Genomic DNA, 11,267 nt, shown 5'->3' with positions numbered 1-11,267 from the left:
GTCAGCGCAGGGTGGCGCCGCCGTCGACGTAGATGTCCTGCATGGTGATGTGGCGGGCCCGGTCGGAGGCGAGGAAGGCCACGGTCTCCGCGATGTCCTCCGGGTCGGCGATGCGGCCGAGCGGGATGCCGGTGCGGTGGCTGGTGACGTCCCCCTCGATGACGCGGCGGGGGCCGGTCGGCCCGTCCCAGAGCGCGCGCTGCATGGGGGTGTCGGTGGAGCCGGGACAGACGGCGTTGCACCGGACGCCCCGGTCGGCGACCTCCAGGCCCAGGCACTTGGTGAAGGCGACGGCGGCGGCCTTGGAGGCGGCGTAGGCGCTCATGCCGGAGCGGGGGATGCCGGCGGCGTTGGACGCGACGGTCACCACGGAGCCGGAGCCCCGGGCGGCCATGCCGGTGACCACGGCCCGGGAGAGGTGGAAGACGCCCGTGGTGTTGACCGCGAAGACGTCCGCCCAGTCCTGGTCCGTCAGGTCGAGCGCGGGTCCGGTCCTGAGGATCCCGGCGACGTTCACCAGGATGTCCACCGGGCCGAGTTCGCGCTCGACGCGCTCCACGGTCCGGTTCACGTCGCCCCCGTCGGTGACGTCCAGCCGGTAGGGGACCACGGTGCCGGTGGGCCGGTCCCGCTCTCCGCCGTGGTCACCGGTCGTCCGTGCGACGCTCTCGGTGAGCGCGGCCGCCGCGCGGTCCGTCGCCGCGACGGTGGCGCCGCGCGCGGCGAGGGCGTGCACGACGGCCTCGCCTATGCCCTGCGCCGCGCCGGTGACGAGGGCCACGCGACCCTCGAACTCACCACGCGGTCTGCTGCTTTCAGCCACAATACCTCCTTGACTTAGGTAAGCCTAACCTAAGTCATTCGAATAACCCATGGGCTTGCCCCGGCGGCGGCCCGAAGGCCGCCACCGACTGCGGAACACCGAACGGATCGACGTCACCGGCGAGGTGACGGACCGTCCGTCACGGCCCGCAGCGCCGCGTCCAGGAGCGGGCCGATCTCCTCCAGCGCCTCCGGCGCCATCAGCTCGTCGTGACCCCGGTCGAGGACGTGCTCGGTGAGGACGCCGTCCACGTACGCGTGCCACACCAGCTGCGGCGTCTCCCCGTCCGGGGTCGTCCGCGCGGCCGTGAAGAAGAGGACGTCACCCCGGAAGTGCCGGGTGCGGCTGCGGGAGAGCAGCCGTACGCAGTGCACGTTGGTCTCCACGATGGCGTGCAGCAGGGAGTCGTCGAAGCCCGCGAGCAGACCCTGGCTGTCCCGGATCGCGGCCACCGCCTCCTCGCGCGACACGTCCCCGCGCCCGGCGGTCTCCGCCCCGAGCCCCGCCACCGAGAGCAGGAAGCCGTTCTCCTCCTGTTCGAGCCGTTCACGCCACTCCGGCGTCTCCAGGTACGACCAGTCGTCCCGCTCCGGCGGATAGGCGTCCAGCAGCGCGAGGAACGCGACCTCCTCGCCGCGCTCCTGGAGCATCGCGGCGAGCGTGTGCGCCACCGTCCCGCCGAAGGAGTACCCGGCGAAGTGGTACGGCCCCTCCGGCTGCACCGCGCGGAGCTCCGTCAGGTACCGCTCGCACAGCTCGGCGACGTCCGCCGCGTCCGGCAGCTCCCCGGCCAGACCGGGCGACTGCACGGCGTACACCGGCCGGTCCGCGTCGAGGTGACGCAGCAGGCCCGTGTACTGCCAGCCGAACCCGGAGGCCGGGTGGAAGCAGAACAGCGGCGCCTTCCCGCCCCGCTCCCGCAGCGGCAGCAGCACCCGCAGCGCGTCACGGCGCGAGTCCGAGCCGATCCGGGCCGCCACGTCCGCGACCGTCGGCGCCGACATCACCGTGCCCACCTGGACCGGGACGCCCAGCTCGTCACGGATGCGGCCGACGAGCCGCATCGCGAGCAGCGAATGCCCGCCCAGCTCGAAGAAGTTGTCCTCGACACCGACCCGCTCCAGACCGAGCACGTCCGCGAAGATCCCGCAGAGCAGCTCCTCGCGGGCGTCCTTCGGCGGCCGGCCGCCGCCCGCGTCCGCGAACACCGGGGCGGGCAGTGCGACCCGGTCCACCTTGCCGTTCACCGTCAGCGGCAGCGTGGGCAGCTCCACGAACGCCGAGGGGACCATGAACTCCGGCAGCGTCGCCGCCAGCCGGGCCCGCAGCGCCGCCGTCACCGTCTCCGGGTCCGTCCGGTCCGTCTCCGAGGCCGGCACCGTGTACGCCACGAGCCGCTTCACCCCGTTCGCCCCCGTGTGCACGACCACCGCGGCGGCCGCCACCTCGGGCGCGGCGGCGAGCACCGACTCGATCTCGCCCAGCTCGATCCGGAAACCGCGGATCTTCACCTGGTGGTCGGCCCGGCCCAGGTAGTCGATCCCGTCGTCCTCGCGCCAGCGCACCAGGTCACCGGTGCGGTACATCAGCGTGCCCGGCTCGCCGAACGGATCGGCCACGAACCGCTCCGCCGTCAGCGCCGGCCGCGCGAAGTAGCCGCGCGCCAGACCCGCGCCCGCCAGGTACAGCTCGCCCGGCACCCCGTGCGGCACCGGCCGCAGCGCGCCGTCCAGCACGTACGCCCGGGTGTTGTGGATCGGCCGGCCGACACAGGAGGTGGCGCTGCCGCCGACGTCGGCCCCCAGCGCGTTGATCGTGTACTCGGTGGGCCCGTACAGGTTGTAGCCCATCGTCCCCTCCGTCCCCGCGATCAGCGACCACAGGGAGTCGGGCACGGCCTCGCCGCCCAGCAGGACCAGGGCGGGACGGTGCCGCCCCTCGTCCAGGAGCCCCGCGTCGACCAGCTGCTGCCCGTACGACGGGGTGACGTTGACGACGTCGATGCCGACCCGGTCGTAGTGCGCGGTCAGCGCCGCCGGGTCGAGCCGCAGCTCCTCGCCGATGACGTGCACCTCGTGCCCGTCGACCAGCCAGAAGAACTCCTCCCACGACATGTCGAACGCGAACGACACGGTGTGCGCGACCCGCATCCGTCGCCCGCCCGCCAGCTTCACCGCGGGCTCGAAGATCCGCTCCCGGTGGTTCAGCAGCATGTTCACCAGACCGGAGCCCGGCACCACCACGCCCTTGGGGCGCCCCGTGGAACCCGAGGTGTAGATCAGGTACGCCGGGTGCCGGCCGTCGCGCGGTGCCGACAGCTCCTCCTCGGCCACCGGCCCGCCCGGCAGCGCGGCCAGCTCCGCCACCATCGCCGGATCGTCCAGGACCAGCGGCGGCACACCCGCCACCACCGGCACCCGGCCCGTCACCGACGACACGGTGACCAGGCAGAGCGGACCCGCGTCCTCGACCATCGCGGCCAGCCGGTCCACCGGGTGGTCCAGGTCGAGCGGCAGATACGCCGCCCCCGCCTTGAGCACCGCGAACAGCGCGACCACGAAGTCCGCCGAGCGCGGCAGCCCCAGGGCCACCGTCCGCTCCGGACCCGCGCCCCGTGCGATCAGCGCGCGCGCCAGCCGGTTCGCCCGCTCGTCGAGCTCCGCGTAGCTCAGCCGCTCCTCCTCGAAGACCAGCGCCGTCGCGTCCGGGGTGAGCGCCGCCTGCCGGGCGAACAGCTCGACGAACGACACGTCCGGCAGCTCGTGCCCCAGGTCGTCGCCGAGGGCGAGCAGCCCGTCCCGCTCGGGGGCCTCCAGGGTGCGCAGCCGGCCGACCGGCGTCGCCCCGCCCGCCGCGAACTGCTCGACGAGCAGCCGCAGCCGGGCCGCCAGCTCCTCCGCCTTCGTCCGCTCGTACAGGTCGGGCCGGTAGGCCAGGCTGAGTTCGAGCGAACGGTCCGGCGTCACGGCGAGCGTCAGCGGATAGTGCGTGCCGTCCACGCTGTGCGTCCAGCCGATCTTGTGCCGCTCCACCGCCTCCTCGCGCGCCGTGTCGTCCAGGGGCGTGTTCCGGAACACGTACAGGGTGTCGAAGAGCTGCCCGACACCCGCCGCCTGCTGGATCCGGCCCAGGCCCATGTAGTGGTGCGGCAGCAGCTCCGCGTGCTCGCCCTGCGTGCGCACCAGCAGCTCGCGCAGCGTCTCCGAGGGCCGCAGCGTCACCCGGAACGGCAGCGTGTTCATGAACATGCCGATCATCTGGTCGACGCCCGGCACCTCCGCCGGACGCCCCGAGACCGTCGCGCCGAACACCACGTCGTCCCGCCCGGTCATCCCGGCCAGGGACAGCGCCCACGCCGCCGACAGCACCGTGTTGAGCGTGACGCCACAGCCCCGGGCGAAGGCCCGCAGCCGGTCACTGGTCTCCTCGCCGAGCGCGATGTCCACCACCTCGGCGGTCACCGGCTGCCGCGCCGGATCGGCCGGCGCCACCAGCGTCGCCTGGTCCAGACCCGACAGATGGTTCCGCCAGGCGATCAGCGCCGCCTCGCTGTCCGTCCCCGCCAGCCACCGCAGGTACGCACGGTACGGAGTGACCGGCGGCAGCACCTCGGCGCGGCCACCCGCCCCGTACAGCTGGAACAGCTCCTCGAAGAACAGCGACTCCGACCAGCCGTCGGTGAGGATGTGGTGCTGCGTCACACAGAGCATCCACCGGTCCTCGGCGAACTTCAGCAGCGTCACGCGCATCAGCGGCGGCGCCGACAGGTCGAACCGCGTCGCCGCGTCCTCCAGCGAGAACACCCGCTGCGCCTCCTCCTGCTCCGCCCGGTCCAGACCCGTCAGGTCCCGCACGTCCCAGGGCAGCTCCCACACGGCGGGCACCACCTGCACCGGACCCGCCAGACCCTCGTGCCAGAAGGCCGAGCGCAGGTTCGGGTGCCGGCGCAGCATCGCGTCGAACGCGGCGCGCAGCGCCGTCGTGTCCACCGCGTGCCGCAGCTCCACGAAGTTCTGCATGAGGTACACGTCGAGCGCGCGATCGTCGTACTGCGCGTGGAAGTACAGCCCCTCCTGGAGCGGTGCCAGCGGCAGCACCTCCCCGGCGCCCGGGAACACCCGGTCGAGCAGCGCCCGCCCGGCCTCGTCCAGCTCGACCAGCGGCCCCTCGGCCCCCGGCGCGGTCCGCGCCGCGTCCTGCTCGTCCGGCGTCCTGGCGGCCACGGCCAGACCCGCCACCGTCCGCTGCTCGAACACATCGCGCGGGGTGAGGACCAGGCCCTCCTTACGGGCCCGCGTCACCAGCTGGATCGAGACGATGCTGTCGCCGCCCAGGGCGAAGAAGTCGTCGTCCACGCCGACCGAGCGCAGCCCCAGCACCTCGGTGAACACCCGGCACAGGGCCTCCTCCCGCTCCCCGCTCGGGGCCCGGGACTCCGGCGAGGCGCCGAGTACCGGCGCGGGCAGCGCGGCCCGGTCCAGCTTGCCGTTCACGTTGAACGGCAGCGCGCCGAGCACCACCACGGCCGCCGGAACCATGTAGTCCGGCAGCACCTCGGCCAGCTCCGCGCGGATCGCGGCCGGTTCCGCCGTGCCGGTGACATAGCCGACCAGACGCTTCACGCCGGGGGTGTCCTCGCGGACCACGACCGCCGCCGCGTCCACCCCGGCCACCGCCGCGAGCGCCGACTCGACCTCGCCCGGCTCGATCCGGAAACCACGGATCTTCACCTGGTCGTCGGCCCGGCCCAGGTACTCCAGTTCCCCGTCCGCCCGCAGCCGCGCCAGGTCGCCCGTGCGATACATCCGCGAGCCGGCCGGACCGTACGGATCGGCCACGAACCGCTCGGCGGTCAGCGCGAACCGGCCCAGGTAGCCGCGCGCCGTCCCGTGCCCCGCCAGATACAGCTCACCCGTCGTCCCCGCCGGGACCGGCCGCAGCGCCGCGTCCAGGAGGTACGCGCGCGTGTTGCCGATCGGCCGCCCCACCACCGGGGTCGCGCTGCCGGCCAGGTCCGCCGCGAGCGCGTCCACGGTGTACTCGGTCGGACCGTAGAGGTTCACCGAGATCACCCCGCTCGCCGCCCGCACCGCCGACCACAGCGCCTCCGGCACCGCCTCGCCGCCGAGCAGCAGCAGCGCCGGACGGTGCCCGGCCGGGTCCAGCAGACCCCGGTCCAGCAGCCCCAGGGCGTACGTCGGGGTGACGTCCATCGCGTCCACCTGGTGCTCCCGCACATAGCCCACGACGAACTCGGCGTCCCTGCGGCCCACCTCGTCCAGGACGTGCAGCTCGTGCCCCGCGACCAGCCAGAACAGCTGCTCCCACGAGGTGTCGAAGCTGAACGAGGCCGTGTGCAGTGCCCGCAGGGCCCGCCCGCCGGTCGCGTCGACCACCGGACCGAAGACCTCGGCGATGTGGTTGGCGTACAGGTTCGACAGACCGCCGTGGGTGAGGACCACGCCCTTGGGACGGCCGGTCGACCCCGAGGTGTAGATGACGTACGCAGGGTGCCCGTCCGCGATCCGCGGCGCGGCGAACTCCGCCGGGCGCGCGTCGAGCACGGCGACCGTCTCCGGCGCGTCGAGCACGATCCGCTCCGGACCGTCCCCGGCCGGGGGCAGCAGCTCCACCGCCCGCGCGGTGGTCAGCACGAACGCGGGCGCCGCGTCCTCGATCATCAGACCCAGCCGGTCCGCCGGATAGTCCAGGTCGAGCGGCAGATAGGCGCCGCCCGCCCTCAGCACGGCGAGGATCGCGACCACCGTCTCCGCCGAACGCGGCACGGCCAGCGCCACCACCGACTCCGGTCCCACCCCGCGCTCCGCGAGCAGCCCCGCGAGCCGCGCGGCCCGCCCGTCGAGCTCGGCGAAGGTCAGCGACGTCTCCCCGCAGACCACCGCCGTCGCGTCGGGCGCGCGCGCCGCCCGCTCGGTGAACACGTCCGCGACCGTCCCCGACGGCACGTCCCGCAGCGTCCCCGGCCAGCTGCCCCGCACCCGCTCCAGCTCGGCCGGCGGCAGCAGCGCGAGCGCGCCGACCGCCGTACCGGGCTCGGCCGCGATCCGGTCCAGGACGTGCGCGAGCCGGTCCGCGATCCGCTCCGCCGCCCGCGCGTCGAACACGTCCGGCCGGTACTCCAGCCGCAGTTCGGCCCGCGCGTCCAGGGACACCGCGAGGGTCAGCGGGTAGTGCGTGGCGTCCTCCGCCTCGACGCCCGTCACCCGCACCCCGCCCGCGACCGTCTCGCGCGCCGAGGGGTCCACCGGGTAGTTCTCGATGACGACGAGCGTGTCGAACAGCTCCCCGCCGCCGCTCTGCCTCTGGATCAGCCGCAGCCCCAGGTGGTGGTGGGCCAGCAGCGCGTTCTGCTCGTCGCGGAAGCGCCGCAGCAGCCCCTCCACCGTCTCCTCGGGCCGGGTGGCCAGCCGCACCGGCACGGTCGTGATGAACAGACCGAGCATCGACTCGACGCCCGGTATCTCGTCCGGTCGGCCCGACACCGTCAGACCGAACACGACGTCCCGCCGCCCCGTCAGACCGCCGAGCAGCAGCCCCCACGCGCACTGGATCAGCGTGCTCGGCGTCGTGCCGAGCCGCCGCGCCGCCGCCGTCAGCCGGTCCGTCGCCGCCCGCGACAGCTCCAGGGCGTGCACCCCGGGCCGCACCGGCGCCCGCGCCGGGTCCGGCGCCGCGACCAGCGACGCCTCCTCGACCCCGGCGAGGGCCGACCGCCAGGCCGCCTCCGCCGCCGGGGTGTCCTGCTCCTTCAGCCACTTCAGATACGCCCGGTAGGGGCGTACGGGAGGAAGCCCCGAGGCGTCCCCGTCCGCCGCGTACAGCGCGAGCAGGTCGCCCACGAGCAGCGGCATCGACCAGCCGTCGACCAGGATGTGGTGGACCGTGATCACCAGCCGGTGGTCGTCCCCCGCGAGCCGCGCCAGGACCAGCCGCAGCAGCGGCGGCCGGTGCAGCGCGAACCGCCGCGCCAGCTCGGCCCGCCGCAGCACGGCGAGCCGCTCCGCCGGCGAGGCGCCCGTCAGCGCGGTGCCGTCGGCGGCCTTCGGGAACGCCGCCGTCAGATCGACCCGCTCGACACCGAACGTCACCTCCGCCGGCACGAACTGCACCGGCTGGGGAACGCCCTCGTGCCAGAAGCCGGCCCGCAGGTTCGGGTGGCGGCGCAGGAGCGCCGCCGCCGCACGGTCCAGGCGGTCCGCGTCCACGGGCCCGGACAGACCGACCGACACCTGCACGGTGTACACGTCGGCGCCCTCTCCGTCGTAGACGGAGTGGAACAGCATGCCCTGCTGAAGGGGGGACAGCGGCAGCATGTCCTCGATACGAGCCTGCGTCACTGCTGGGCCCTCCACATTTCTTCGAGCATGGTGATCTGGTTCTGGTCGAGGTCGAGCAGGTCGAGGTCGGACGGGGTGTGTCCGGCGGAGGAACCGCCGGCCGCCCACGCGGCGAGCAGGTCGAGCGCGGCGAGCCAGCCGTCCGCGAGCTCGTCCACCGTGCGCGGGGAGAGCGCCTCGCCCGCCCAGACGAAGGTGGCGGCGAGCTCCGGACCGTCCGGGCCGTTCTCGATCTCCGCGTCGACGGCGAGCGGATGGGAGAGCGGCATGCCGGGATCGGGCCGTACGGCGAGGGCGTCCGCCTCCGCCGCGGGACCCCACACGGACTGTGTCCGCGCGGTCTGCCGGCCGAGGTAGTTCCACAGGATCTCCGGGCCCGCGCCGGCCGCGAACAGCCCCGCCGTGGCGGCGTTCGCGTACCGCAGCAGCCCCGCGCCGATCCCGCCGTCCGGGACGTCCCGGAGCCGCTCCTTGATCTCCTTCAGGGCCGTCCCCGCGTCCTGCGTCCCGGCGACCACGGCGGCCGGGTCGTAGCCGTCGGCGGTGAGCCGCAGCGGATACACACTGGTCAGCCAGCCGACCGTACGGGTGAGGTCGGCGCCCGGCACGAGGTCCTGCTCCCTGCCGTGCCCCTCCAGCTCCACCGTCAGGCCGTCCGTGGGCCGTCCCGAGCGGGCCGCCCACGCGCCCACGGCGAGGACGAGCGCGGTCATGAGGGTGTCGTTGACGGTGCCGTGGAAGGCCTGCGGCACCGCCGCCAGGAGCGGCTCGGTCCGCTCGGGCGACAGCCGGACGGTCCGCCGCCGGGCCGTCGCCACCGTGTCCCGCGCCGGGTCCAGCGGCCGGTCGGCCAGCAGCAGCGCCTCCGGCGCCGCCGCCGTCCACCGGTCCAGCTCGGCCGTCCGCCGACCGCTGTGCGCCTCGGCGAGCAGCCCCGCCGTCCAGGTGCGCAGCGCCGTCGGCACGGGGTCGAGCGCGGGCGTCCGCCCCGCCGACGCGGCCTCCCAGGCCGCCCGCAGGTCGGGCAGCAGGATCTGCCAGGACACCTCGTCCACCACTAGGTGGTGGGCGACGAGCAGCAGCCTGCCCGGCTCACCGGGACCGGCGTCCAGGTGCACGGCCCGCACGGTCGCCCCGGTCTCCGGGTCCAGCTCGCCGGCGGCGCGGTCCGACTCACGGCCGACCAGCTCCCGCAGCGCACCGGAGTCGAGCCCGGACGCGTCGACCGTCCGCAGCACCGAGGCCGCCGACAGCGCACCCAACGGGGCCACTTCGGCGCTCCACACGCCGGGGCGCGTCACGGTCAGCACCTGCCGGAGCCCGTCGTGGAGGTCGAACACCGCCTGGAGGGCGGTCGCGAGGTCGGCCCGCCGGACCCCGGCGGGCACCACGACAAGACGGGCCTGGCAGAACCGGCGGAAGGGACCGCCGCGTTCGGCGAACCACCGCGCCACCGGCGGCAGGACGAGCGGCCCCACCCCCTGCTCGGCGGGGCGCGCGGCGGCCGCGGCGTCCGCCGTGGGCGCGGCGACGGCGGCGAGCCCGGCGGGCGTCGGGTGCTGGAACACCTGGCGGGCCGTCACCTTGAGCCCCGCCTTGCGGGCCTGGCTCACGAAGCGGATGGAGACGATGCTGTCGCCGCCCAGCTCGAAGAAGTTGTCCTCGGGACCCACGGCGGCCAGCCCCAGAACCTCGGCCATCAGCCGGGCGAGCAGCTCGACCGGGCCCTCACCGGGCACGGGAACCGGGGCCGGGGCCGGCACGCCGACCCGAGGCTCCGGCGGCGCCGGGAGCGCCCGCCGGTCCAGCTTGCCGTTGGGCGAGAGCGGCACCGCCGGGATGTCCAGGAAGACGCTCGGCACCATGTACTCGGGCAGCTGCCCGGCCGCGTGCGCCCGCAGCGCCTCCGCGTCGAACACCGCGCCCGCCGCCGGGACGGCGTACGCCACGAGCCTGCGGCTCCCCGGCCGGTCCTCGCGTACGACGGTGACGGCGCGGACGACGTCCGGGTGGGCGGTGAGGACGGTGTCGATCTCGCCGGGCTCGATGCGGAAGCCACGGAGCTTGACCTGGTCGTCGGTCCGCCCGAGGTAGTCGAGTGCGCCGTCGTGGCGTCGGGTGACGAGGTCGCCGGTGCGGTACATGCGGGTGCCGGCGGGGCCGTGGGGGTCGGCGACGAAGCGTTCGGCGGTGAGGTCGGGGCGGGAGAGGTAGCCGCGGGCGAGTTGGACGCCGGCGAGGTACAGCTCGCCGGGGACGCCGACGGGGACGGGCCGGAGGCGGTCGTCCAGGACGTGGACACGGGTGTTCCAGACCGGGGAGCCGATCGAGGCCGACGTGCCCTGCGCCTCTCCGGGCGGGCAGGAGGCCGCGGTGACGTCGACGGCCGCCTCGGTCGGCCCGTACAGGTTCTCCAGGGCCACGGATCGCTCACCGGCCGACTCGTGGAAGCGGGCGACCAGATCGGCGGGGAGGGCCTCGCCGCTGCACACCACCACCCGCAGGCTCGGGCAGGAGGAGACCTCCACCTCGGCGACGAAGGCCGCGAGCATGGACGGGACGAAGTGGACCACGGAGACCCGCTGTTGGCGGATCAGCTCGGCGAGGTACTCGGGGTCCTTGTGGCCTTCGGGGCGGGCGATGACCAGGGGGACGCCTTGGGTGAGGGGCCAGAAGAGTTCCCAGACGGAGACGTCGAACCCGGTCGGGGTCTTCTGGAGAACCCGGTCGGTGCCCCCGAGGAGGTACGCGTGCTGCATCCACTCCAGGCGGTTGACGATCGCGCGGTGCTCGACCATCACGCCCTTCGGCCGTCCGGTGGAGCCGGAGGTGAAGATGACGTACGCCGGGTGGTGCGGCAGCAGCGGAGCGGTCCGGTCCGCGTCGGTCGGGGCCTCGGCGGAGAGCCCGGCCAACTCGGCTGTCACTGCGGGGGAGTCGAGCAGGATCCGCCCCGTCCCGACACCCTCCGGGAGCGCGCCCTCGGAGAGCAGATCCGTGAGGATCACGACCGGCCGTGTCGTGTCCGTCATGTGGGTGAGGCGGTCGGCGGGGAGGGTGAGGTCGAGGGGGAGGTAGGCGCCGCC

3 protein-coding genes are annotated in these 11,267 nt (G+C 74.5%); all 3 read right to left on the bottom strand.

Annotated elements, in window-relative coordinates; all coding sequences use genetic code 11:
- Position 1 precedes the first annotated feature (1 nt).
- A complete protein-coding gene (locus EAO70_RS05345) occupies positions 2 to 823 on the bottom strand; it encodes a 2,3-dihydro-2,3-dihydroxybenzoate dehydrogenase (protein WP_148001851.1) in 822 nt (273 codons plus the stop codon).
- Positions 824 to 936: 113 nt separating this feature from the next.
- A complete protein-coding gene (locus EAO70_RS05340) occupies positions 937 to 8,157 on the bottom strand; it encodes an amino acid adenylation domain-containing protein (protein ID WP_148001853.1) in 7,221 nt (2,406 codons plus the stop codon).
- A gap of 20 nt (positions 8,158 to 8,177) precedes the next feature.
- Positions 8,178 to 11,267, bottom strand: a 3,090-nt coding sequence (locus EAO70_RS37640; RefSeq protein WP_187283741.1) for a non-ribosomal peptide synthetase, incomplete at its 5' end; no start/stop codon positions are given.

Origin of the sequence: Streptomyces sp. adm13(2018) (genome assembly GCF_008042145.1) — a bacterium.
Classification (GTDB): domain Bacteria; phylum Actinomycetota; class Actinomycetes; order Streptomycetales; family Streptomycetaceae; genus Streptomyces.
Note: the sequence above shows the minus strand (reverse complement) of the source record. Positions and strands in the feature narration are given on the sequence as shown.